Annotated in this window: 18 protein-coding genes and 1 riboswitch; of the genes, 7 read left to right on the top strand and 11 right to left on the bottom strand. The window is 71.4% G+C overall.

Going from position 1 to position 24,376, the window contains the following annotated elements; genetic code table 11:
* Positions 1-107: 107 nt before the first annotated feature.
* The 3 genes from AMK11_RS32905 to AMK11_RS32895 form a co-directional block, all read right to left on the bottom strand.
* Positions 108-872: a M23 family metallopeptidase gene (locus AMK11_RS32905; protein ID WP_073731779.1), complete on the bottom strand. Its 765-nt coding sequence runs from the start codon at positions 870-872 to the stop codon at positions 108-110.
* A 12-nt stretch (positions 873-884) separates the two neighbouring features.
* A riboswitch (cyclic di-AMP (ydaO/yuaA leader) is annotated at positions 885-1,049 on the bottom strand.
* A 191-nt stretch (positions 1,050-1,240) separates the two neighbouring features.
* Positions 1,241-2,629, bottom strand: coding sequence for a M16 family metallopeptidase (locus tag AMK11_RS32900; protein WP_073731778.1), 1,389 nt, complete (start codon positions 2,627-2,629; stop codon positions 1,241-1,243).
* Positions 2,626-3,993: a M16 family metallopeptidase gene (locus AMK11_RS32895; protein ID WP_073731777.1), complete on the bottom strand. Its 1,368-nt coding sequence runs from the start codon at positions 3,991-3,993 to the stop codon at positions 2,626-2,628. Before AMK11_RS32895 ends, AMK11_RS32900 begins: the two co-directional genes overlap by 4 nt.
* A 320-nt stretch (positions 3,994-4,313) precedes the next feature.
* Between AMK11_RS32895 and AMK11_RS32890 the strand changes: the two genes are divergently transcribed.
* Positions 4,314-6,770 (top strand): DNA gyrase/topoisomerase IV subunit A, encoded by a 2,457-nt coding sequence (locus AMK11_RS32890; protein WP_073731776.1) that lies wholly within the window; start codon positions 4,314-4,316, stop codon positions 6,768-6,770.
* Positions 6,771-6,789: 19 nt separating this feature from the next.
* Here AMK11_RS32890 and AMK11_RS32885 read toward each other — a convergent pair whose 3' ends face one another.
* Complete coding sequence (locus AMK11_RS32885; protein WP_073731775.1) at positions 6,790-7,872, bottom strand: CobW family GTP-binding protein; 1,083 nt, start codon at positions 7,870-7,872, stop codon at positions 6,790-6,792.
* A gap of 320 nt (positions 7,873-8,192) precedes the next feature.
* On the opposite strand from AMK11_RS32885, the gene AMK11_RS32880 reads away from it, so the two are divergent.
* From AMK11_RS32880 to AMK11_RS32860, 5 genes are all read left to right on the top strand, one after another.
* Complete coding sequence (locus tag AMK11_RS32880) at positions 8,193-8,744, top strand: DUF6082 family protein (RefSeq protein ID WP_073731774.1); 552 nt, start codon at positions 8,193-8,195, stop codon at positions 8,742-8,744.
* Between the two features lie 56 nt (positions 8,745-8,800).
* Positions 8,801-9,037, top strand: coding sequence for a hypothetical protein (locus AMK11_RS32875; protein ID WP_079187841.1), 237 nt, complete (start codon positions 8,801-8,803; stop codon positions 9,035-9,037).
* 326 nt (positions 9,038-9,363) lie between these two features.
* Positions 9,364-10,308 carry a sucrase ferredoxin gene (locus AMK11_RS32870; protein ID WP_073731773.1) on the top strand — a complete coding sequence of 315 codons (945 nt, stop codon included), beginning with the start codon at positions 9,364-9,366 and terminating at the stop codon, positions 10,306-10,308.
* 128 nt (positions 10,309-10,436) lie between these two features.
* Complete coding sequence (locus AMK11_RS32865) at positions 10,437-12,152, top strand: ATP-binding protein (RefSeq protein WP_073731772.1); 1,716 nt, start codon at positions 10,437-10,439, stop codon at positions 12,150-12,152.
* A complete protein-coding gene (locus AMK11_RS32860) occupies positions 12,149-12,829 on the top strand; it encodes a response regulator (RefSeq protein ID WP_073731771.1) in 681 nt (226 codons plus the stop codon). The genes AMK11_RS32865 and AMK11_RS32860 overlap by 4 nt, the downstream gene beginning before the upstream one ends.
* Before the next feature lie 22 nt (positions 12,830-12,851).
* Here the strand turns inward: AMK11_RS32860 and AMK11_RS32855 are convergent, their stop codons facing one another.
* The 3 genes from AMK11_RS32855 to AMK11_RS32845 all read right to left on the bottom strand — a co-directional run bounded on the left by AMK11_RS32855 (position 12,852) and on the right by AMK11_RS32845 (position 17,187).
* The gene (locus AMK11_RS32855) at positions 12,852-14,444 is read right to left on the bottom strand and encodes a solute symporter family protein (RefSeq protein ID WP_073731770.1); all 1,593 of its coding nucleotides are present in this window, start codon (positions 14,442-14,444) and stop codon (positions 12,852-12,854) included.
* Positions 14,441-14,947: a DUF485 domain-containing protein gene (locus AMK11_RS32850; protein ID WP_073731866.1), complete on the bottom strand. Its 507-nt coding sequence runs from the start codon at positions 14,945-14,947 to the stop codon at positions 14,441-14,443. The genes AMK11_RS32855 and AMK11_RS32850 overlap by 4 nt, the downstream gene beginning before the upstream one ends.
* Before the next feature lie 113 nt (positions 14,948-15,060).
* Positions 15,061-17,187, bottom strand: a complete 2,127-nt coding sequence (locus AMK11_RS32845) for a DNA gyrase/topoisomerase IV subunit B (RefSeq protein WP_073731769.1) — start codon at positions 17,185-17,187, stop codon at positions 15,061-15,063.
* A 440-nt stretch (positions 17,188-17,627) separates the two neighbouring features.
* On the opposite strand from AMK11_RS32845, the gene AMK11_RS32840 reads away from it, so the two are divergent.
* Positions 17,628-17,858, top strand: coding sequence for a DUF7455 domain-containing protein (locus AMK11_RS32840; RefSeq protein ID WP_019325822.1), 231 nt, complete (start codon positions 17,628-17,630; stop codon positions 17,856-17,858).
* 111 nt (positions 17,859-17,969) lie between these two features.
* Here AMK11_RS32840 and AMK11_RS32835 read toward each other — a convergent pair whose 3' ends face one another.
* The 4 genes from AMK11_RS32835 to AMK11_RS32820 form a co-directional block, all read right to left on the bottom strand.
* A complete protein-coding gene (locus tag AMK11_RS32835) occupies positions 17,970-18,827 on the bottom strand; it encodes a S1 family peptidase (RefSeq protein ID WP_073731768.1) in 858 nt (285 codons plus the stop codon).
* A gap of 133 nt (positions 18,828-18,960) precedes the next feature.
* Positions 18,961-20,505, bottom strand: coding sequence for an RNA polymerase sigma factor (locus AMK11_RS32830; protein ID WP_073731865.1), 1,545 nt, complete (start codon positions 20,503-20,505; stop codon positions 18,961-18,963).
* A gap of 428 nt (positions 20,506-20,933) precedes the next feature.
* A complete protein-coding gene (gene whiH, locus AMK11_RS32825; protein WP_073731767.1) occupies positions 20,934-21,821 on the bottom strand; it encodes a sporulation transcriptional regulator WhiH in 888 nt (295 codons plus the stop codon).
* Positions 21,822-21,982: 161 nt separating this feature from the next.
* Complete coding sequence (locus AMK11_RS32820; protein ID WP_241847124.1) at positions 21,983-24,349, bottom strand: ABC transporter ATP-binding protein; 2,367 nt, start codon at positions 24,347-24,349, stop codon at positions 21,983-21,985.
* Positions 24,350-24,376 lie beyond the last annotated feature (27 nt).

Genomic DNA, 24,376 nt, shown 5'->3' with positions numbered 1-24,376 from the left:
TTTTTGGACAACGGTCGTGTTCCTGCCCGGACCGCACGCGGAAATGCGAAAGGCCCCGGCTCGGGGAGCCGGGGCCTTTCCAGGACCTTGCCGTGCGCGGTCCGCCGTCAGACGTTCACGCCGTGGGAGCGGAGGTAGGCGACGGGGTCGATGTCCGAGCCGTACTCGACGCCCGTACGGGCCTCGAAGTGCAGGTGCGGCCCCGTGACGTTGCCGGTGGCACCGGAGAGGCCAATCTGCTGGCCGGCGGAGACCGACTGGCCCACCGAGACACCGATGGACGACAGGTGGCCGTACTGCGTGTACGTGCCGTCGTGCATCTTGATGACGACCTGGTTGCCGTACGCCCCGCCCCAGCCGGCCTCGACGACCGTGCCGACGCCGACGGCGTGCACGGTGGTGCCGGTGGAGGCGTGGAAGTCGATCCCGGTGTGGCTGCCGGAGGACCACAGGGAGCTGCCAGCCTGGTAGGCGGTGGAGACGTACGAGGCGGTGATCGGCGACACGAAGGTGTTGAGGCGCTTGCGTTCGGCCTCCCGCGCGGCGCGCTCCTTGGCCTCGCGCGCCTCCTCGGCCGCTTCGGCGGCCCGCTCGCGCGCGGCCTCCTGGGCTGCCTCACGGGCGGCGGCGAGCTGAGCGGCCTGCTCCTGGGCGGCGGCCTGGGCGTCGATCTCGTCGGCTATGGAGTCGCCGATGGAGATGACCGGGGTGATCCCGGTCTGCTCCGCCTCGGGCTCGGCGGCGAGCGCCGGTGCGGCGAGGGTGCCGACGACGCCGGTGGTGGCGAGGGCCGCGACTCCCGCCGCGCGGGCGGTAGTGCGGTGCATCCGGCTGGGACGGCGGTGCTTCCCGGTGGCGCGCGTGAACGCCATGTAGAGGCTGGTCCTTTCCTTCCCTCTCGCCTACCGGGTTAGCTGACGGGTTCGGAGGTGGAAGGTCTCCTACGGACCCCCTCGCTGCACGCGCGGGCGTCCGATTCACCCCAGGGACTGCGATGGGTCCCCGGCTCCCCTGGCTCGCGCCGTACGGGGACTCGGCGATGACTGTCCGGTGCCGCGGGTGCGGCGTACTGCCTGACGAACAGCCCGGAAGACGCTAAGCGCGGCTGCCTTCAATCCTCAAACGCAACAAGCTTTTTGTAGCGCATGCCACAGGGCAGACAGGCCGTCTCTCCCTCAATTCGGACAAACGGTGGCCCTGGTGACACTCGGGTCACCAGGGCCACCACGCGCGCGTGGCGCTACTCGGCCGACACCACGGTGACTTCACCGATGCCGAGGGCCTCGACGGGCGCCTTGATCTGCGCGGCGTCGCCGACGAGCACCGTCACCAGGCGGTCCACCGGGAAGGCGTTCACGACCGCCGCCGTGGCCTCCACCGTGCCGGTGGCGGCGAGTTGACGGTAGAGCGCGGCCTGGTAGTCGTCGGGCAGGTGCTGCTCGACCTGGTCGGCCAGCGTGCTCGCCACGGCCGCCGCCGTCTCGTACTTCAGCGGCGCCACGCCCACCAGGTTCTGCACGGCGACGTCGCGCTCGGCATCGGTGAGTCCGCCTTCCGCGAGCGTGCGCAGCACCGTCCACAGGTCCTGCAGCGCGGGGCCGGTGTTGGGGGTGTCGACGGAGCCGCTGATGGCGAGCATCGCGGCGCCGGTGCCGTCGGGCGCGGAGAGCAGGACCTGCCCGAACGCCCGCACGCCGTAGGTGTAGCCCTTCTCCTCGCGCAGCACGCGGTCCAGGCGGGAGGTGAGGGTGCCGCCGAGGCAGTAGGTGCCGAGGACCTGCGCGGGCCAGACGCGGTCGTGCCGGTCGGCGCCGGTGCGGCCGATCAGCAGCTGTGTCTGGACGGCGCCGGGGCGGTCCAGGATGACGACCCGGCCCCGGTCGTCGGCGGTCACCGGCGGCACGGGGCGCGGATCGGCGGCGGAGCCGGTCCACGCGCCCAGGGTGTCGCCGAGCAGCGCACCGAGGTCGACGCCGGTGAGGTCGCCGACGACCACCGCGGTGGCCGTGGCGGGGCGCACGTGCTTCTCGTAGAAGGTCCGTACGGCGGCGGAGTCGATGTTCGCCACCGTCTCCTCGGTGCCCTGGCGCGGGCGCGACACGCGCGAGCCGGCCGGGAACAGCTCCTTCGAGAGCTCCTTGGCCGCTCGGCGGGCCGGATTGGCCAGCTCGTGCGGGATCTCGTCGAGCCGGTTGCGGACCAGGCGTTCGACCTCGCCGTCCGCGAAGGCGGGCGCCCTGAGGGCGTCGGCGAGCAGGCCGAGGGCCTTGGCGAGGCGCGAGGCGGGCACCTCCAGGCTCAGCCGGACGCCGGGGTGGTCGGCGAGCGCGTCGAGGGTGGCGCCGCAGCGCTCCAGCTCGGCGGCGAACTCCTCGGCGGAGTGCTTGTCGGTGCCCTCGGAGAAGGCGCGCGCCATGATGGTGGCGACGCCGTCGAGTCCGGCCGGCTCGGCGTCCAGCGGTGCGTCGAGCAGCACCTCGACGGCGACGACCTGCTGGCCGGGGCGGTGGCAGCGCAGCACGGTGAGGCCGTTGTCGAGGCTGCCGCGCTCGGGGGCGGGGAACGCCCACGGCTTGGGCTCGCCGCCCTGCGGCTGGGGGTGGAAGTCCATGGTGGCGAGCTCGGTCACTTGGCCGCCTCCTCGTTCTCGTCGGTGGCGTCGTCCGCGTCGGCGGCGGTCTCGTCGGCGGGGGCGGTGGGCTCGTAGACGAGCACCGCGCGGTTGTCGGGGCGCAGGCGGGCCTTGGCGACCTCCTGGACCTCCTCGGCCGTCACCTCGAGCACCCGCTGCACGGCGGTGAGGGCGAGCTGCGGGTCGCCGAACAGGACGGCGTACCGGCACAGTTCGTCGGCGCGGCCGGCGACGGTGCCCAGGCGGTCCAGCCACTCGCGCTCCAGCTGCGCCTGGGCGCGCTCCATCTCCTCGGCCGTCGGGCCCTCCTCGGCGAACCGGGCGAGCTCCTCGTCGATGGCGGTCTCGATGACCGGCACCTCGACGTCACCGGACGTCTTCACGTCCAGCCACCCCAGGGAGGGCGCTCCGGCGAGCCGCAGCAGACCGAACCCGGCGGCGACGGCCGTGCGGTCGCGGCGCACCAGCCGGTTGTAGAGGCGGGAGGACTCGCCGCCGCCGAGGACGGTGAGGGCCAGGTCGGCCGCGTCGCACGCGCGCGTGCCGTCCTCCGGCAGGCGGTAGGCCGCCATCAGGGCACGGGCCGGGACCTCCTCCTCGACGACCTCGCGCAGCTGTCCGCCCATGACGTCGGGCAGCGAGCCGTCCCGCGGGGGCTGCTTGCCGTCGTGCGAGGCGATGGAGCCGAAGTACTTCTCGATCCAGGCGAGCGTCTGCTCGGGGTCGATGTCACCGACGACGGACAGCACCGCGTTGTTCGGCGCGTAGTAGGTACGGAAGAACGCCCGCGCGTCCTCCAGGGTCGCCGCGTCGAGGTCGGCCATCGAGCCGATCGGCGTGTGGTGGTAGGGGTGGCCCTCCGGGTAGGCGAGGGCGGTGAGCTTCTCGAAGGCGGTGCCGTAGGGGACGTTGTCGTAGCGCTGGCGGCGCTCGTTCTTGACGACGTCGCGCTGGTTCTCCATGGACTCGTCGTCCAGGGCGGCCAGCAGGGAACCCATGCGGTCGGCCTCCAGCCAGAGGGCGAGCTCCAGCTGGTGGGCGGGCATGGTCTCGAAGTAGTTGGTGCGCTCGAAGCTGGTGGTGCCGTTGAGCGAGCCGCCGGCCCCCTGCACCAGTTCGAAGTGACCGTTGCCCTTGACCTGGGCGGAGCCCTGGAACATGAGGTGCTCGAAAAGGTGAGCCAGGCCGGTACGTCCCTTGACCTCGTGGCGCGAACCGACGTCGTACCAGAGGCACACCGCCGCGACCGGGGTCAGGTGGTCCTCGGAGAGCACCACGCGCAGGCCGTTGGCCAGGCGGTGCTCGGTCGCTGTCAGGCCGCCGGAGTCTGCCTGGGCTGTGGCCGTGTGACCCATGGGCATGTACGTCCCTTCGATCGCGAAACGCTGAGTGGGATCAGCTGGGTGGAATCATTGGCCGGAACTGCGGAATTCCGCCGATCCTGCCGATCCTGCCACTGTATGCAAGCGTGCGGGCGGCCGGTGGAGTTCCCGGACCGCGTACGCCGAGAGCGAGAACGCGGTTGGCGGCCCGGGGACGGGCGTGCGGGACGAGGGCGTACTCTGCGGGCAGCGCCGGGCCGGGCAGCCCGTGACGGGTCCTGGTCGGTCGCTGTCAGTGCCCCGGTCCACAATGGACCGCGTCAGATCACCGTTCACGCTTCAGCAAGGAGCCGGCAGCGATGGCCCGCCGTAGTACGAAGACCCCGCCGCCCGACGACTCGTACGAGGAGAAGATCCTCGACATCGACGTCGTCGACGAGATGCAGGGCTCCTTCCTCGAGTACGCGTACTCGGTCATCTACTCCCGTGCGCTGCCGGACGCCCGGGACGGCCTCAAGCCGGTGCACCGCCGCATCGTCTACCAGATGAACGAGATGGGCCTCAGGCCCGAGCGCGGTTACGTGAAGTGCGCCCGCGTCGTCGGCGAGGTCATGGGCAAGCTGCACCCGCACGGCGACGCGTCGATCTACGACGCCCTGGTGCGCATGGCCCAGTCCTTCTCGATGCGCGTGCCCCTGGTGGACGGTCACGGCAACTTCGGCTCGCTGGGCAACGACGACCCGCCGGCCGCCATGCGGTACACCGAGTGCCGGATGGCCGATGCCGCCGGCCTGATGACGGAGTCCATCGACGAGGACACCGTCGACTTCGGCCCGAACTACGACGGCCAGGAGCAGGAGCCGGCGGCGCTGCCCGCCGCCTTCCCCAACCTGCTGGTCAACGGCGCCTCCGGCATCGCGGTCGGCATGGCCACGAACATGCCGCCGCACAACCTGCGCGAGGTCATCGCGGCAGCCCGGCACCTCATCCGGTACCCGAACGCCGACCTGGACGCGCTGATGAAGCACGTGCCGGGCCCCGACCTGCCCACCGGCGGCCGGATCGTCGGCCTGCCCGGCATCCGGGACGCCTACGAGAGCGGGCGCGGCACGTTCAAGATCCGCGCGACGGTGTCCGTGGAGACCGTCACGGCCCGCCGCAAGGGCCTGGTCGTCACCGAGCTGCCCTTCGCGGTCGGCCCCGAGAAGGTCATCGCGAAGATCAAGGACCTGGTCGGCTCGAAGAAGCTCCAGGGCATCGCGGACGTCAAGGACCTCACCGACCGCGAGCACGGGCTGCGCCTGGTCATCGAGATCAAGAACGGCTTCGTGCCCGAGGCGGTCCTCGAACAGCTCTACAAGCTGACGCCGATGGAGGAGTCCTTCGGCATCAACAACGTCGCCCTGGTGGACGGCCAGCCCCTCACCCTGGGCCTCAAGGAGCTGCTGGAGGTCTACCTCGACCACCGTTTCAACGTCGTACGCCGCCGCAGCGAGTTCCGCCGCGGCAAGCGCCGGGACCGCCTGCACCTGGTCGAGGGCCTGCTCGTCGCGCTGGTGGACATCGACGAGGTCATCCGTCTCATCCGCTCCAGCGAGAACTCCGCCGAGGCCAAGCAGCGCCTGATGGAGCGCTTCTCGCTGAGCGAGATCCAGACCCAGTACATCCTGGACACGCCGCTGCGCCGGCTCACCAAGTACGACCGGATCGAGCTGGAGGCCGAAAAGGACCGGCTCAACGCGGAGATCGAGGAGCTGACCCGGATCCTCGACTCGGACACGGAGCTGCGCAAGCTGGTCTCGGCCGAACTGGCCGCGGTCGCCAAGAAGTTCGGCACCGACCGACGCACGGTCCTGCTGGAGTCCTCCGGAGCCCCGGTGGCCGCCGTTCCGCTCCAGGTGGCGGACGACCCGTGCCGGGTGCTGCTGTCCTCGACCGGCCTGCTCGCCCGCACGGTGAACGACGAGCCCTTGGTCGCGGACGCCAAGGCCAAGCGGGTCAAGCACGACCTGATCGTCTCGGCGGTGCCCGCCACGGCACGCGGAGAGGTGGGCGTGGTGACCTCCGGCGGGCGGCTGCTGCGGGTGAACGTGGTGGACCTGCCTCAGCTCCCCGAGTCCATGCCGGCGCCGAACCTCTCGGGCGGCGCGCCGCTCGCGGAGTTCGTGTCCCTGGAGGACGACGAGACGGTCGTCTGCCTGACCACCCTGGACGAGTCCTCGCCGGGGCTGGCGCTCGGCACGGAACAGGGCGTGGTCAAGCGGGTGGTGCCCGACTATCCGTCCCACAAGGACGAGCTGGAGGTCATCGCCCTCAGGGATGGCGACCGGATCGTCGGCGGCGTCGAGCTGCGCACCGGCGAGGAGGACCTGGTCTTCATCACCGACGACGCTCAACTGCTGCGCTACCAGGCCTCCCAGGTCCGCCCGCAGGGCCGTCCGGCGGGCGGCGTGGCGGGAATCAAGCTCGCCGAGGGCGTCAAGGTCATCTCCTTCACGGCGGTGGACCCGGCCGCGGACGCGGTGGTCTTCACGGTCGCCGGTTCCCGCGGCACGCTGGACGACTCCGTGCAGACCACGGCCAAGCTCACCCCCTTCGACCAGTACCCGCGCAAGGGCCGCGCCACGGGGGGCGTGCGCTGCCAGCGGTTCCTGAAGGGCGAGGACTGCCTGGCGTTCGCCTGGGCCGGAGCCGTCCCGGCGCTCGCCGCGCAGAAGAACGGCTCGCCGGCCCAGCTCCCGGAGACCGACCCGCGCCGCGACGGCTCGGGCGTGTCGCTGCCGAAGACGGTGTCGGTGGTGGCGGGTCCGGCCTGACGAGGACGTCAGGGTGCGATCAGGGCATGAGCGGCGGCTCCTCGCCGCTCTGCTCCGCTCCTTCGGGGTCCGGTACGTAGCGCAGGACGCCCCACATGCCGTGCTCGTCGGCGGGTGGGGCGTCGTCGTCCCTGCGGCACGCGTCGAGTTGCCCGCCCAGGGCGGGGACGTCGATGCCGGAGCCGATGAGCACCAGCTGGGTGCGGCGGGGCTCGCCGGGGGGCCAGGGCTCCGGGTAGAAACGCAGGAAGCGCCCGACGGCGTGGACGGCATAGCGGTTGCGTGAGTCGTACGGGCCGAAGTCGACGTAGCCCTTGATCCGGTACAGGCCCTCGGGACGGCTGTCGAGGAACCGCATGAGCCCGCGCGGGTCGAGCGGGAGGCCGGAGACGAACGACAGGGTGTCGTAGGCGGCGTGCAGGTGTTCGGCGTACGCGCCGTGCGCGGAGTGGTCGTGCAGGTCGTCGAAGGACAGCTGCCCCACGCGCTCCTCGCTCGGGCGGCAGTCGTAGAGGAACTCGGGATCGATGCGGCCATAGGTCGCGGGCACGACGGCGGCGCGGTCGGCGAGTGAGCGGACGAGCGCGAGCACCCGCTCGGCGTCCGGGGCCCGGTCGGTCTTGTTGACGACGACCAGGTCGGCGAGGGCCAGGTGCCGGTCGATCTCGGGGTGCTTCGCGCGCGTGGCGTCGAACTCGGCGGTGTCGACGACCTCGACCAGCCCGCCGTAGACGACGCCCGGCTGGTCGCTGGCGAGCAGCATGCGCACGAGTTCCTGCGGCTCGGCGAGGCCGCTGGCCTCGATGACGATCACGTCGATGCCGGCCTCGGGCCGCGCGAGCCGCTCCAGGTAACCGTCGAGTTCGGTCGCGTCGACGGCGCAGCACAGGCAGCCGTTGCCGAGCGACACGGTGGAGTCGCCGAGTGCGCCGGCCACGGCCATCGCGTCGATCTCGATCGACCCGAAGTCGTTGACGATGGCGCCGATACGGCTGCCTCCGCTGCGGTGCAGGAGGTGGTTGAGGAGTGTGGTTTTCCCGGAGCCGAGGAATCCGGCGAGTACGACGACCGGGATCTGCTGCGGAGTCGGGCGCTGCCCCACCGTGCGACCTCTCTCTCCACCACGCGTACGCCGGCCCGCGGCAGGGCGTACACCCACGTACGGAATTGCCTGATCAGGATACGAGCCGACAGGGCCGGCGCGGTGTGAACGATTGTTAGCGCCACTCGCTGGGCAGACGTCTGGACAAGGTGCCGGAGTGTGCGACCCTCGCTTCCCTCCGTGCGCCTCCTCTCCGCCTCCCCGCCGATCAGCGCAGCTCGGCACTCTGGAGGCGGCAAGCGCCGCCCATCGCTCGCCGGTTCCCCGTCAGCCGACCCGCACTCGACGACCGGCGGCGGTCGCCTGATTCGGGGGTTGACATGGCCACACGGAAGAAGATCACGGGGAGGTTCGGCTCCGCCGCGGCGGGCATTCTGTTCGCCACTGCCGGGGTGACGCTGGCCGCGCGGCAGCGCGCGCTGGAAGTGGAACGGTTGCGCGCACGGCGACTCGCACTCGAAGAGACCGCATCGCGCCGCCGGGCGCTGGCGCACCAGCAGCGCATGCACTGGGAACTTCTCGCGAGGGCGATCGACGACCCGTCCCTGGCCGCGGTGATCGACACCTACGACAAGGACATTCCCGCCGAGAAGCGGCGCCAGTTCTTCTACGCCAACGCGTGGTACGTCAACCTCTTCCACGTCTACGAGGCCGGCCTGATGGACCAGGAGGAGCTGTTCGGACGTCTGCGTGAGTTCTTCCAGACACCACTGATGCGGGAGTACTGGGAAGCGTCCAGGGCTCAGCGCGCGACGCTGAAGGCGTCCTCGGAGGAGGCCCGGATCGGCGCGATGGTCGATGGCCTCATCAAGGATCTGGACGAGGCCGACACGGACGAGTGGTGGGTGGTGGGGACCCCTCCCACGCCTTGAACTTCCAGTAACGTGCTGCCGACAGTGTGCCCAGTCTGCGTAAGGACCGATACCCCTTGAAAATCGTGCGCCGCATCGGTGTGCCTCCAAGCTCGCGTGGCAGTACCTCGGGAGCCAATTGCCCGGATCTCTTCGAGCTGAGTGACGGCAACTTCGCCGTGATCGGCACGGAGGCCACCGAGGCGCTGGAACGTGAGCTCCCCGCCGATGCCTCTCGCGCGGACTACGAACGCATCGTGGTCATCAGCCGGGAAACCCTGATCCGCGCCAAGGCCGACATCCCCGACGCCTGAACCGTCCACGTCTCCGGCCGTGTCCACCGCCGCCCGTGCCGGAAGCCCCACCGCCGAGCAGCGCGGAACCCCGCCCGCGCTCGACGCCCCACCGCTGAGGCCTGGCGCCCGAACGGCACCAGGCCGCTCGCATGCTCACCCTGCCGCGGGGATGATCTTCGAGTCCCGCGCCTGTCCCGGATGCTCGCGCTCCGGCCCACGACCCGCGCCGGGCCGCCGAACCGCCGCGCCACCTCACGGGTCCCCGGCCACCTCAGCCACTGCCGGAGTAGCGCCCGAGCGCGGCTGGAAGTCGCGGCGGCGCAAGTCAGGTTAGGCTCACCTCTGTGAGTACGTGCTCATCCGTCTCCCGGAACCTCGACGAACCCGTCGCGGGCACCGCGCCCGTCGCGAGGACCTGGCTGCTGCTGGAGCAGCCCGGCCCGTGGGGCGCCAAGGCGCTGACGTCGAGCCACCTGGATCCCGCGCTGGGGCGCGCCCTGGAGGCGGCCGTGAAGGGCACGGGCGTACGGGTCGCGCTGGTCCGCAGGCCCGGACGCCACGCGGACCGCCACACCCTTGCCGAACGCCGGGTGTACGCGGCCCACACCGTGCCCGGGAACGTCTGGTTGCACGGCGCCACGCTCACCGATCCCCGCAGGCTGCTCGACCTCGATCTCGCCGCGCTCGGCAAGGGTGACCGCCGCGCCTTCGACTCGGTACTCGAAGGCGCTCCCCACCTGGGTGATCCGCTCGCCCTCGTCTGCACCAACGGCAAGCGCGACCGGTGCTGCGCGCTCCTCGGCCGGCCGCTCGCGGCGGAGCTCGCCGCTTCCGGTGACGGGGACGTCTGGGAGGTCACCCATCTGGGCGGTCACCGCTTCTCGCCGACCGTGCTGGTGCTGCCGCACGGCTACGCCTACGGACGGGTCCAGGGCCACGCGGTCAAGGAGATCCTGCACAGTGCGCGCCAGGGGCGGATCGTGGTCGAGAACTGCCGGGGGAGCTCCGCGTGGGAGCGCCCCGGGCAGGCCGCCGAGCTGGCCGTGCGCACGGCCGTCGGCGAGGAAGCGGCCCAGGCGCTGGACGTCGTACGGACGGACGGCGCGGCGCCCCGCTGGGAGGTGACCGTGGCCCACAGCGACGGACGGCACTGGCGGGTCACCGTCGTGCAGGGCGCGGCGGCGCCGCCGCGTCCGGAGAGCTGCGCGGCGTCGGTGCTGGGCTCGCCCGCGCGGATGGAGATCACGGCGGTACGCGAACTGTCGGTGACGGCGGCGCTCGCGAGCTGACGTCCAGGCCGGAGCGTAGGGCCCCGGCCGAACTGGCGCGCCCTGCCGGGACACGCACGTCAGGCGCCCGGGAGATACGCGCCACACCCCGCTACGGCACGTCGCCACGCCCACGTACCGTCATGGGTATGAGTTCCGCTCCCCCCGCCCGCCGGCTGCGCCTCGGCCTGCCCCGGCGGGTGTTCTCGCAGGTGCTGCTGATGCAGCTGGCGATCGCCGCGGGGGTCGCCGTGCTCGCGACCGGCCTGTTCCTGGCGCCGCTCGGCGACCAGCTGGACGACCAGGCGATGCGCCGGGCCCTCGCGATCGCGCAGACCACCGCACAGCAGCCCCAGATCGTCCGGGACCTGCGCGACACCGCGCCGACCGCGAGCGGCCCGGTGCAGCGGGAGTCGGAACGGATTCGTGAGGCCACGGGGGCGGAGTACGTCGTCGTGATGGACCGGCGGGGCGTGCGCTGGTCGCACACCGATCCGGAGCGGGTGGGCGAGGTCGTCTCCACCGATCCGGGGCAGGCCCTGGCCGGACGCGAGGTCATGGAGATCGACGACGGCACGCTGGGCCGCTCCGCGCGCGGCAAGGTGCCGCTGCGCGACGGCGAGGGCGACGTCGTCGGCGCGGTGTCGGTCGGCATCGCCTACGACAGTGTCCGGGCGCGGTTGATCCACGCCATCCCCGGGCTGTTCGCGTACGCCGGCGGCGCCCTGGCCGTCGGCGCGCTGGCCGCCTGGCTCATCTCGCGCCGGGTGCAGCGGCAGACCCGGGACCTGGCCTTCTCGGACATCGCGGGCCTGCTGGCGGAGCGCGAGGCGATGCTGCACGGCATCCGGGAGGGCGTCGTCGCCCTGGACCGCGGCGGCAGGGTGCGCCTGCTCAACGACGAGGCGCAGCGCCTGCTGGGCATCGGCGGGGAGGCCGTCGGCCACTCCCCCGACGAGGCGCTGGGCGCGGGACGCACGGCCGACGTCCTGGCCGGCCGGGTGACCGGGACCGACCTGCTGACCGTGCGCGGCCAGCGGGTTCTCGTCGCCAACCGGATGCCGACCGACGACGGGGGCGCCGTCGCCACCCTGCGCGACCGTACCGAGCTGGAACAGCTCGGCCGGGAGCTGGACTCGACGCGCGGCCTCATCGACGCCCTGCGCGCACAGGACCACGAACACGCCAACCGCATGCACACCCTGCTGGGACTGCTGGAACTGGAGATGTACGACGACGCCGTGGAGTTCGTCGGCGAGGTGGTGGGCGACCACCGGGTCACCGCGGAACAGATCACTGAGCGGATCGAGGACCCGCTCCTCGCCGCGCTGCTGGTCGGCAAGGCGACCGTGGCGACCGAACGCGGTGTCTCCCTGTGGGTGTCGGAGCGGACGCGCCTGCCGGACCGTTTGGTCGACTCCCGGGGGCTCGTGACCATCGTCGGCAATCTGGTCGACAACGCGCTCGACGCCGTCGCGGGTACGCCGCACGCGCGCGTGGAGGTCGAGTTGCGAGCGCGCGGGCGCACGGCCACGCTCCAGGTGCGCGATACCGGGCCCGGCATCCCCGCGGAACACCGCGAGCTCGTCTTCACGACGGGCTGGTCCACCAAGGAGCCCCCGGCACACCGGCAGCGGGGCATCGGGTTGTCGCTGGTGCGCAGGCTGGCCGAGCGCCAGGGCGGCAGTGCCGCCGTCGGCGAGGCGCACGGCGGCGGCGCGGAGTTCGTCGTCGTACTGCCCGAGGCCCTGACGGAACGGGACCCTGCCGAACCGCTCCCGGCCCAGCCGGACGAGGGACCCGTCCCCGCCACCCCTGCCGTCGCCGCCCACGTGAACACCGCTGCCGAGGAGGAGTCCCGATGATCGAGGTCCTGGTCGTGGACGACGACACGCGGGTCGCGCGGGTGAACGCCGCCTACGTCGAGAAGGTGCCGGGCTTCCACGTCGCCGGGCAGGCGCACAACGCGCTGGAGGCCCTGCGGGGCGTGGAGACACTGCCCCGCGTGGACCTGATCCTGCTGGATCACTACCTGCCCGACCGCACCGGCCTGGAGGTCGTCCAGGAGATGCGGCGCCGCGGCCACCAGACCGACGTGATCATGGTGACGGCGGCGCGGGACGTGTCCACCGTCCAGGCGGCGATGCGTCACGGTGCGCTGCAGTACCTGGTCAAGCCGTTCGCCTTCGCCGGGCTGCGCGCCAAGCTGGAGGCGTACGCGCAGCTGCGGCGCACACTCGACGGCGGGGGCGAGGCGGAGCAGGCGGAGGTGGACCGGATCTTCGGCGCACTGTCGGCGCCGTCGGAGCCGGGACTGCCCAAGGGGCACTCCCCCACCACCGCCGAGCTGGTGCGCCAGTGCCTGATGAAGGCAGACGGCGCGCTCTCTGCCCAGGAGATCGCCGAACGGACCGGGGTGAGCCGGCAGACCGCCCAGCGCTATCTGAAGCTCCTGGAGCGCACCGGGCGGGCCACGCTGACCCTCAAGTACGGCGACGCGGGCCGCCCGGAGCACCGTTACGTGTGGGCGACCCGCGCCTGAGGCGGGACGGCACCGCCGTCTCCTACACGGCCCCCGCCCCGGTCAGTGACCGCACCTCGGTCTCGGCGTGCTTGGCCTCGTCCGGGGCCTCCGGCGAGGTGACCGTACCGATCCACCCGGCCAGGAAGCCCAGTGGGATCGACACCAGACCGGGGTTCTGCAGCGGGAAGTACTGGAAGTCGACGCCCGGGAACAGCGACTGCGGGCTGCCCGACACCACGGGCGACAGCAGGACCAGCACCACCGCGGGAACGAGGCCGCCGTAGACGGCCCACACGGCGCCGCGCGTGGTGAAGCCGCGCCAGAACAGCGAGTAGAGCAGCACCGGCAGGTTTGCCGACGCGGCGACGGCGAAGGCGAGGCCCACCAGGAACGCGACGTTGAGGTCGCGGGCGAGCAGGCCGAGCGCGATCGCGACCGCGCCGATGGCGACGGCGGCGACACGTGCCACGGCGACCTCGCTGCGCGGCTTGGCGTCCCGGCGTCGCAGGGACGCGTACAGGTCGTGGGCCACGGACGCCGAGGAGGCCAGGGTGATGCCCGCGACCACCGCGAGGATGGTGGCGAAGGCGACGGCCGCCACGACCGCGAACAGCACCGCGCCCCCGGTGGACCCCGCGCCGCCGCCCAGGTCGAGGGCGAGCAGGGGGACCGCCGTGTTCCCGGCCGCGTTCGAGGCCCGTACCGCTTCGGGGCCGACCAGGGCCGCCGCGCCGAAGCCGAGCACGATCGTCATCAGGTAGAAGCCTCCGATGAGGCCGATCGACCAGACGACCGACCGCCTCGCGGCCCGGGCCGTGGGCACCGTGTAGAAGCGGGACAGGATGTGCGGCAGCCCCGCCGTGCCCAGTACCAGGGCGAGTCCCAGGCTGATGAAGTCGAAGCGCGAGGTCCAGTCCCCGCCGTACGCCAGCCCGGGTGCGAGGAACGCCTCGCCGTGGCCGCTGCGCTCGGCCGCCGTGCGCAGCAGCCGGTCGACGTCGCCGTGGAAGCGCACCAGCACCAGCGTGGTCAGGGCCACGGTGCCACCGAGCAGCAGCACCGCCTTAACGATCTGGATCCAGGTGGTGGCCCGCATTCCGCCCAGCGACACGTAGATCACCATCAGGGCGCCGACGCCGATGACGGTCCAGGTGCGCGCCGCCTCGCTCGTGCCTCCGAGCAGCAGGGCGACCAGGCTGCCGGCGCCCACCATCTGTGCCACCAGGTACATGATGGAGACGGTTACCGAGGACGTTCCGGCGGCGATCCGGACCGGCCGCTCGCGCATCCGTGCCGCCACGACGTCCGCGAGGGTGAACCTCCCGCAGTTGCGCACCAGTTCCGCGACGAGGAACAGCACGACGAGCCAGGCGACGAGGAAGCCCACCGAGTAGAGCATCCCGTCGTAGCCGTAGAGCGCGATGACTCCCGAGATCCCGAGGAAGGAGGCCGCCGACATGTAGTCGCCGGCGATGGCAAAACCATTCTCCATAGGGGAGAACAGACGGCCGCCCGCGTAGAACTCCTCCGCCGAGCCGTGCCGGTGACGGCTCACCCACGTCGTGATCCCCAGTGTGACGGCGACGAACGTGCTGAACAGCAGCAGCGCCAGCGTCTGATGGTCGCCGGTCACGACGCATCGCCCCGCACACCGCGTGTCAGTTCCTGGGTGTCCCAGCGCAGTTCGAGCGCGGCCCGGTCCCGGCGCAGCCTCGCGTGCCGGGCGTACGCCCAGGTGAGCAGGAAGGTGGTGAGGAACTGGCCGAGCCCGGCGAGCATCGCCACGTTGACCGCCCCCGCCACCGGCCGGGCCATCAGCGCGGGCGCCGCGGTCGCGGTCACCACGTACGCGACGTACCAGGCGAGGAACGCGGCCACCGCCGGCACCACGAACCGCCGGTAGCGGCTGCGGACCTCCTGGAAGGCCGCGCTGCGCTGCACCTCCAGGTAGACGTCGGCCGCGGCCCGCGGCGGCTGGGGGGCCGGTTCCGCGCGCGTCTGCGGCACCGCCGCCGGCTCGGGGGCACCGGCGCCGGCCGACTCGCCCCAGCCGGAGGCGAGGGCGTCGTACCACGGGTCGTCGTAGCCCGGGCTCCCGGACGCCTCGGCGCAGGACGGGTCGTTGCTTGACTGCATGCCCAAGGATGGACAGAACGGGAAGATCCCCGACTCTTCTTCCCTCGGCACTTCACCCCATCAGGTGACCGTGCCTCCTGATCCCCGGCTCGGGAGGCACCTGTCACGCACGGTCACGCGTCGATGCGCGACCGGTCCAGCGTCGCCGCCGAGCTGGAGATGAATTCCTTGCGGGGAGCGACGTCGTTGCCCATGAGCAGGTCGAAGACCTGCTCCGCGGATTCCAGATCGGTGAGGTTGATCCGGCGCAGGGTACGGCGCCGCGGGTCCATGGTCGTCTCCGCCAGCTGGTCGGCGTCCATCTCGCCCAGGCCCTTGTAGCGCTGGATGGAGTCCTTGTACCGGACGCCCTTGCTCTGGAACTCCATGAGCTTGTCCCGCAGCTCCCGGTCCGAGTACGTGTAGACGTACTTGTCCTGGCCCTTCTTGGGCTGGATGAGCTCGATGCGGTGCAGCGGGGGCACCGCGGCGAAGACCCGGCCCGACTCCACCATGGGCCGCATGTAGCGGTGGAACAGGGTGAGCAGGAGGGTGCGGATGTGGGAGCCGTCCACATCGGCGTCGGTCATCATGATGATCTTGCCGTAGCGGGCCGCGTCGATGTCGAAGGTACGGCCCGAGCCGGCTCCTATGACCTGGATGATCGCGCCGCACTCGGCGTTCTTCAGCATGTCGGTCACGGACGACTTCTGGACGTTGAGGATCTTGCCGCGGATCGGCAGCAGCGCCTGGAACTCGGAGTTCCGGGCGAGCTTCGCCGTGCCCAGCGCGGAGTCTCCCTCGACGATGAACAGCTCGCTGCGGTCGACGTCGTCGCTGCGGCAGTCGGCGAGCTTGGCGGGCAGCGAGGACGACTCCAGGGCCGTCTTGCGGCGCTGGGCGTCCTTGTGCTGGCGGGCCGCGATGCGGGTGCGGGCCGCGGCGACAGCCTTCTCCATGACCACCCGGGCCTGCTGGGCCGCGTCACGCTTGGTGGAGGTCAGGAACGCCTTCAGTTCCTTGCTGATGACGTTGTTCACGATGCGGCGGGCCGCCGAGGTGCCGAGGACCTCCTTGGTCTGCCCCTCGAACTGCGGCTCGGCGAGCCGGACCGTCACGACCGCCGTGAGGCCCTCCAGGGCGTCGTCCTTGACGATGTCGTCCTCGGCCACCCGCAGGAGCTTCTTGGCCCGCAGCGCCTCGTTCATCGTCCTGGCCACCGCCTGCTCGAAGCCGGCGACGTGGGTGCCGCCCTTGGGCGTGGCGATGATGTTGACGAACGACTTGAGGGTGGTGTCGTACCCGGTGCCCCAGCGCATCGCGACGTCGACGCCGAGCTCGCGCGTGACCTCGGTGGGTGTCATCTGGCCGTGCTCGTCGAGGACGGGAACCGTCTCCTTGAAGCTGCCCTGCCCACTGAAGCGGAGGACGTCGCAGACGGGCCTGTCACTGGCCAGGAACTCGCAGAACTCGCTGATGCCGCCATCGAAGCGGAAGGACTCCTCGCCCTTGCTTCCGCCGTCGCCGAGACCGAACTCGTCGCGGACCACGATGGTCAGCCCCGGGACCAGGAAGGCGGTCTGGCGGGCCCGCTGGTGCAGGTTGTCCAGGGAGAGCTTGGCGTCCTTCAGGAAGATCTGCCGGTCGGCCCAGTACCGCACGCGCGTGCCGCTGCGGGCCTTCGGCATCTTCTTCTTGGTCTTGCGCAGTCCGCTCCTGGCCTCGAACTCGGCGTCCGGGCCGGCCCCCGTGAACGCGCCGGGGACACCGCGCCGGAAGCTGATGCCGTGCGTGTACCCGCCGCGGTCCACCTCGATGTCCAGCCGGCTGGACAGGGCGTTCACCACGGAGGCACCGACGCCGTGCAGACCGCCGGAGGCGGCGTAGGAGCCGCCTCCGAACTTGCCTCCGGCGTGCAGCTTGGTCATGACGACCTCGACGCCGGACAGGCCGGTCTTCGGCTCGACGTCGACCGGGATGCCCCGGCCGTTGTCCCGGACCTCCACCGACGCGTCGTCGTGGAGGATCACCTCGATGTGGTCGCAGTAGCCACCGAGGGCCTCGTCGACGGAGTTGTCGATGATCTCCCACAGGCAGTGCATCAGGCCACGGCTGTCGGTCGATCCGATGTACATGCCCGGACGCTTGCGCACGGCCTCGAGACCCTCGAGGACGAGCAGGTGCCGCGCGGTGTAGTTGGATCCGTCCCGGTCTGCTCCTGCCAGCAGCGCAGTGGACGGCACGGATGTCTCGGCGGTCACGCGGTTCGCTCCTCGCTGAATTTCAGATGGGGCCCCGCTGGGTAAGGGCGCGGCTCGGTGTACCGGTCAGAGGGTACCGAGGCCTGGTAGAGCCGTTGTAACGCCACCCTCGTCGAAGACTCACCCTAGTCCAGCGTCGCATGCTTGTTCGATCCCTCGATGGGGTGAAGTACACATCACGTTCCCATCGAGGCATGAACCATTTAGGCTCCGGGCACGTCCTCATGAACAAACCGGCAACCCAGCCGGCGGGACCGACACTGACCGACTGCGCGAACCCGTACGACACACAGACACGCAATACGGCACATTCGCCGCCAACCGGCAACAGCCGGCCCCTCGGAAATTTTTTTCGAGGAAAAGCCACGAGCGGGAACGTTTTGGGGCTGGTTGGATGTTGACCCTGGTACGACAGCTCGTCGAGCTAGAGAAGAGGCGACGTGACTACTGTTCTGACTTCCGCAAGCCCGCTGACGGCCGCTGATCGCTGCGACCGCTGCGGCGCCCAGGCATACCTGCGCGTCGTCCTGCTGAGCGGCGGAGAACTGCTCTTCTGCGCCCACCACGGGCGCAAGTTCGAGCCGGAACTCAAGAAGATCGCCGCTGAGATACAGGACGAGACGGAGCGGCTCACCGCCGTTCCGGGATCCTCCTCCGAGGAAGAGCGCTGACGCGACGCGCCCGACGACGAGCCGACCCGGCACAAGCCGGTCAACGGGCGGCCGCCCCTCCAGCCGAGGGGCGGCCGCCCGTGCGCGTGCCCGGCGGGCTTCAGGAGGCCGTCAGGCGCTCTCGGACTGCCGCGCGGCCGGGTTGTCCCATCCCAGCGCCCGCAGCACGGCGGAGACGCGTGTGTACACCCCGGGACTGCCCGGGCGCCCGCAGCCGCTCCCCCAGGACACGAGTCCGATGAGCCTCCCCTGGGCGACCAGTGGCCCACCGCTGTCCCCCTGGCAGGCATCGCGGCCGCCGGCGTCCTCACCGGCACAGAGCATGGTGTCCGCGAGATAGCGTCCGTCGTCGCTCCCCGGGTACGCCCGCTCGCACGCCGCGTCGGGCAGTACCCGTACGCGCGCCGCCCGCAGGCTGTTGGCGTAGTCCCCGGCGCCCGAGGTGTCGCCCCAGCCGTAGACGAGTGCGCCCGTGTCGGGTCCGTAGACGGGGTCCCCCTCTGCCGCCATCCCTATGGCGGAGCCGGCGGGCAGGGCCTCCGACAGGGTGAGCACCGCGAAGTCGCCGGCGTTGCTGATGTCGTCGTGCGCCGGGTTGACCCAGACGTCGCGGACGGGGATCTCCCGGCCCTTGTCGGAGAGCAGGTCGGTGCGGCCGGCAATGACCCTCAGGTCGCGCACCTGCTCGGGCGGCGAGCCGAGAACCTCCGTCGCCAGGCAGTGGGCCGCCGTGAGGACGGTGGTGCGGCCGACGGCCACTCCCCCGCAGAATTGTCCCGCCCGCGTACCTCCGAACCGGTCACGACTGGACAGGGCGACGGTCCACGGGCTGTCGGACACTTCGACCGGAAAGCCCCCGACGACGATGCTGTCGGCGGATGCGGGCGCGGCGGACGCGAGCGGTATCGCGGTCGCCGCGGCCGCCAGGACCAGCGGCCGGGCCAGCGCCCGGGCAAAGAGGCGACGCATGCAGGCTCCTCACTCCTTGTGGTGACGGAACACCCAGAGTGATCCAGCCCGCCCCGGCGCGCACCCGCTGCGCAAGGCGAAGGCCCGGTTCCCCACCTGGTGGAACCGGGCCTCGTCGCTCTACGACCTCGGTCTAGTCGAGGTAGTCGCGCAGCACCTGGGAGCGCGACGGGTGACGCAGCTTCGACATCGTCTTCGACTCGATCTGACGGATCCGCTCGCGCGTGACGCCGTACACCTTGCCGATCTCGTCGAGGGTCTTCGGCTGACCGTCGGTGAGACCGAAGCGCATGGACACGACGCCCGCCTCGCGCTCGGACAGGGTGTCGAGGACGGAGTGCAGCTGCTCCTGGAGGAGCGTGAAGCTGACCGCGTCGGCCGGGACGACCGCCTCGGAGTCCTCGATGAGGTCACCGAACTCGCTGTCGCCGTCCTCGCCCAGCGGGGTGTGCAGGGAGATGGGCTCGCGGCCGTACTTCTGGACCTCGATGACCTTCTCCGGGGTCATGTCGAGTTCCTTGGCCAGTTCCTCCGGGGTGGGCTCGCGGCCCAGGTCCTGGAGCATCTGGCGCTGCACACGCGCGAGCTTGTTGATGACCTCGACCATGTGCACCGGGATGCGGATGGTGCGGGCCTGGTCGGCCATCGCGCGGGTGATCGCCTGGCGGATCCACCAGGTGGCGTACGTGGAGAACTTGTAGCCCTTGGTGTAGTCGAACTTCTCCACCGCGCGGATCAGACCGAGGTTGCCCTCCTGGATGAGGTCCAGGAAGAGCATGCCGCGGCCGGTGTAGCGCTTGGCCAGGGAGACCACCAGGCGGAGGTTGGCCTCCAGGAGGTGGTTCTTGGCGCGGCGGCCGTCCTCGGCGATGATCTCCAGCTCGCGCTTGAGCTTGGGGGCGAGCTTGTCAGAGTTCGCCAGCTTGTCCTCGGCGAACAGACCCGCCTCGATGCGCTTGGCGAGCTCGACCTCCTGCTCGGCGTTGAGCAGGGGAACCTTGCCGATCTGCTTGAGGTAGTCCTTGACCGGGTCGGCGGTGGCACCGGCCGCCGCGACCTGCTGGGCGGGGGCGTCGTCCTCGTCGTCGTCGGACAGCACGAAGCCCGCGTTCTCGGTGCCCTCGGGCTCCTCCGTCGCGGCCTTCGGCTCCTCGATCGCCTCGTCCTCGAGAAGCTCGGCGTCGTCCTTCTTGGCAGTGGTCTTCTTGGCCGCCGTCTTCTTGGCGGTCGTCTTCTTGGCGGCCGCCTTCTTCGCGGTCGTCTTCTTGGCAGCCGTCTTCTTGACCGGTGCCTCCGCCTCTTCCTCGGCGACGGCGCCGGTTTCGGTGACAGGTGCGGCCGGGGCGGCGGGCGCCGTGGCCTTCCTGCTGGTCACCGGCTTCGCCGCGACCGTCTTGGTGGCGGTCCGCTTGGCGGGACTCTTCGCTGCGACGCTCTTACGGGTGCGCTTGGGCTCCGCGGCACTGACCATCAGCGTCACACCCTCTTCCTCGAGGATCTGGTTGAGGCTGCGCAGTACGTTCTTCCACTGAGTGGCCGGAATCTGGTCAGCTTCGAAGGCCCGACGCACGTCGTCGCCGGCGATCTGCCCCTCAGCCTTTCCCCGCTCAATGAGCGCCATGACAGAGACGGACTCGGCGATCTCCGGCGGGAGCGTACGGGATGTGCTGGCCGACACGAACAACCTCTCGGAACGTTGGAAAACGGCTTCCGGCCCCGTCCACGGCGGACAGGGGCCGACCGCCGGCTTGGAATGGGCCGACGGCGCGGGCGGAGGCCGGGGAGTTGCACAGCGCCCTGAACGGCGCCCGTATTCCCTCCGCGGCTGTCACCTCTTAGGTCATCGCGTTGTTCCCACGAGCGTTACGCCCAATCCGCGTGGCCCGAGTCACACCCCGTAAGCGTTCAAAACCGGTCAGATGCGAATAAGAGGGGTCACTTGAGCGCTCCGACCCGGCCATACCGGAGGCTCAGCCTCTCATCGCACCGTCGGACCCCGTGGGATCACGATGGATTCCACGGGGTCCGGGGTGGCGGCGAACCGGCCGGCCACTGCCATAGGAGGGGTCTGGCGTGTCCGGCCCGCGCCGGCCCGGCGAACCGCGGTCAGTGCTCGCGCGGGGCGGGCACCACGCGCTCCACCTCGGGGTGGACGGTCAGGAGCTGGCGCATGGCCGCCTCGGCCGCCGCTCCGTCCCCGGTGGCGAGGGCGTCGACGATCCTCCCGTGCTGCGCCAGGGAGACGTCGTTCGGCCGGTCACAGCCCGTGACCGGGCCGCCGGAAACGTGCAGGGCCGCGGAGACGATTCCGGAGAGGTGGTCCAGCATGCGGTTGCCCGCGATCTGGATGAGGAGCGTGTGGAACTCGGCATCGGCACGCGAGAAGGTCAGGGCGTCGCCCTGCTGCATGGCGTGGCCCATGATCCCGACCATGTCGGACAGGCGCTGCTGCACCTCCTCGCGCCCGTGCCCGGCGGCCAGGCGCGCGGCGAGCGGTTCGATCGTCGAGCGCAGCTCACTGAGCTCGCGGCGCTGATCGTCACGCTGCGGCCCGAAGGCGCGCCACTCGATGATGTCCGGGTCGAGCAGGTTCCAGTCGCTGACGGGGCGCACGCGCGTGCCGACGTTCGGGCGGGCGCTGACAAGACCCTTGGCCTCCAGGACACGGAGGGACTCGCGCACGACGGTGCGGGACACCTCGAAACGCTGGCCGATCTCCTCGGGCACCAGCGGACGGTCGGCACCCAGGTCGCCGGAAACGATCATCTGTCCCAGCTGCTGGACGAGTTGCCCGTGCAGTCCGCGCCCACGGCTGCCCGTGGCGCGCCGGCCCACGCGGCCCAGCTCGGTCTCCACCCCTTCCCAGGCGGGCGCCCCGACGCGGTCGACGGCGGGCGTCTCGGCGTAGGGGTAGCGGTCGAGTTCGCCCGGGTTCGTGAGGCCGGAGTCGGCGGAGCGGGCGGCGGTCATCATGGAGTGCGCAAGGGTAGTCACGCATCCTTTGTCGGCGTCGCTTCCAACTCCCTTGAGGTCTTTGGTGAAAAGCACACGAAAGGGTGATCGCTCACCCCGTCGCAATTGACGCCTTATCGGAAAGAAATGGGCTTTCCCCGGGGAGTTGCGCGCACGGTCGGACCGGAAGGGTGTGGCGGATGTCATTGGGGCCTGCTGCGCAGGGTCATGAGCAGATATGCGCAGAGCAGAGCGGTCACGGACAACGCCAGTGCGCTGCCCACGGGTTGGGCGATCATGCGCAGCGCTTCGGCCACATACCGCTCGCCGCCGAAGGGCCACGTCGTCAGGAGGAGCTCGCGCGTTCTCATCGGGAGACCGGCGGCGGTCCGCACGGACGGGCCGTCCCAGACCCTCTGTACGAGCGGCACGACGAGTACGGGTACGGCGACCACCGCGGCCAGCCCGGCCGTGGCGGACCGGAAGACACCGGCGGCGAGCACGCCCGCCCAGCCGCATCCGACGACGAGGGCGAGCCAACCGGCGGCCAGCGCGGGCCAGTCGGCGGGAACGCCGGCGAGTTCCGGTCCGTAGAACAGGTGGAGCACTTCGGCGTTGCAGCCCACGGTGAGAAGGGCCAGCACCAGCGCCGTGGCCGCGGAGACGAGGAGCTTCGCGGTCAGCAGCCCCAGGCGCCGGGGGACGGCACCGCGGTCCGCCGCCAGCGCGGGGTGGCGGAACTCGTCGCCGGAGGCGAGCGCCCCGAGCAGTCCCGCGCCGAGCGCCGCGGGCGGCAGCGGGAGCTCTCGCGGCCACGCGGCCAGCAGACGCGGCTGCGGTGTGTGCCCGACTCGCGCCAGGACCACGGCGGTGACGGTGGAGAGCACGAGGACGACGGCGCCGGTGACGAGGCCGGTCCTGATGCCGGCCGCGCGGCGGAGCTCGTAGCGGAGCGGTCGCAGAGGGCTGGGGGCGGCGCGGACGGTGACGGGGGGCGGCAGTGAGGAGGCCTCCTCCCTGGTATGGGCCGGGGCGGGGGTGAGGGAAGCGTGGCGGCGCGGGAAGCGTCGGGGGCCGACGGGGTCGGGCCGGGTGGAGCGGGTGACCGGCGTGCTGGCGTCCGGTGGGGTGCGGGGGGCGTGGGTGCCGGTGACTGCGGGCGGGGAGGGGGAGGCTTGGCCGTCGCTGTCGGCGGTTTCACGGCCTCCGGGCGAATGGGCGGCGGCATCGGGCCCCGGCCGGGAGTCGTCCGGGACCGGCCGGGGGGTGCCTGGCCGTGGCTCGGCAGCGGCTGGTGGGGGCTGGGGGGCGGCGCCCTCCGACGGTGCCCCGTTCCCGGCCGCTTCCGGGAAGGCCTCGCCGGCGGCGCCTGCCGCCGATTCCCCGACGGCATCGGCCGCCGACAACGCCGCGACAGCCGGGGGCGGCGCTTCGGCGGCAGTACCGGGCGTCGTCGGTCCCGGTGACGGCTGCGGGGCCTCTGCGCCGGGGAGCGCCTTACCGGGGGCCGGCGGCGCACCGTCGTCGGCCGACGGCCTGGGCTCGGCAGACGGCCTGGAGTCGCCGGACGGTCGGGGAGTCTCGCCGTGGGGCGCAGCGGGCGCGCTCTCGGCGTCCGCTGCACGGCGGCTCCCGGTCTCGTGCCGTCGGGGCACGGACTCCGTGCCGGCTCCCGGCCCCATGTCTCCGACCTCGTCGGCCAGTTGGTGCACGAGAATCCTGTGCCGGAACGCGGTGTCACCGATGTCGGCGCACGTACTGCCGTACACCGCCAGGCGATTGCCGCCCTCGCGCACGACCTCGACGGAACGTCGGCCCGCACGGGCCTCTTTGACCAGGACGGCGCCCAGTCGGGCGGCATGCGGAGTGCGCACGGCGACGCGGGGACGCAGCCGGGTGCGCGAGAACTCCGCCGCTTCCTGGTCGGCGACGACTCTGCCCCGCTCCAGCGTCACGACGTGATCGGCGGTCCGCGCGGCCTCCTTGGGATCGGCCGTGCTGAACAGGACGGTCCCGCCGTGGGACGCGTATGCGCGCAGCGTGGCATGCACCCAGCCGGCCTCGCGGGCGGACAGTGCGCCGGCGGGGTCGTCGAGCACCAGGGTGTGCGGGTCGGGAAGCAGTGCGCAGGCCAGCCCGAGACGTCGGTCCATGCCACGGGAGAGGGTGCCCAGGCGTTCGTCGCGCAGACTGACGAGACCGACCGACTCGAGGACTTCGTCGGCCCGCCGGACGGGAACTCCGGCCGCCGCACAGAGCATGCGCAGATGGCCGCGAACCGTGCGGGACGGATGTCCCGGCACCTCTCCCAGCACTGTGCCGACCTCTCGCGCGGGGTGGGCGATGCGGTGCAGTGGGCGGCCTCTGAAGTAGGTGAGGCCGCGGCCGCGCTGGAGTTCGAGCATGAGTCTGAGCGCTGTCGTCTTGCCGGCGCCCGACGCTCCGAGCAGTGCGGTGACGCGGCCCGCGCACGCCTCGAAGGAGACGTCGTCGACGGCGGGCGGGAGCTCCTTGCGGGGGTTGCTGGTCAGTCCGAAGGCCTCGATCACCGCAGCAAGATAGCGTGCCATATCCGGTTTTTCGGGCATCGTACGGCC

The sequence above is a fragment of the Streptomyces sp. CB02414 genome (genome assembly GCF_001905385.1).
Classification (GTDB): Bacteria; Actinomycetota; Actinomycetes; order Streptomycetales; family Streptomycetaceae; genus Streptomyces.
Note: the sequence above shows the minus strand (reverse complement) of the source record. Positions and strands in the feature narration are given on the sequence as shown.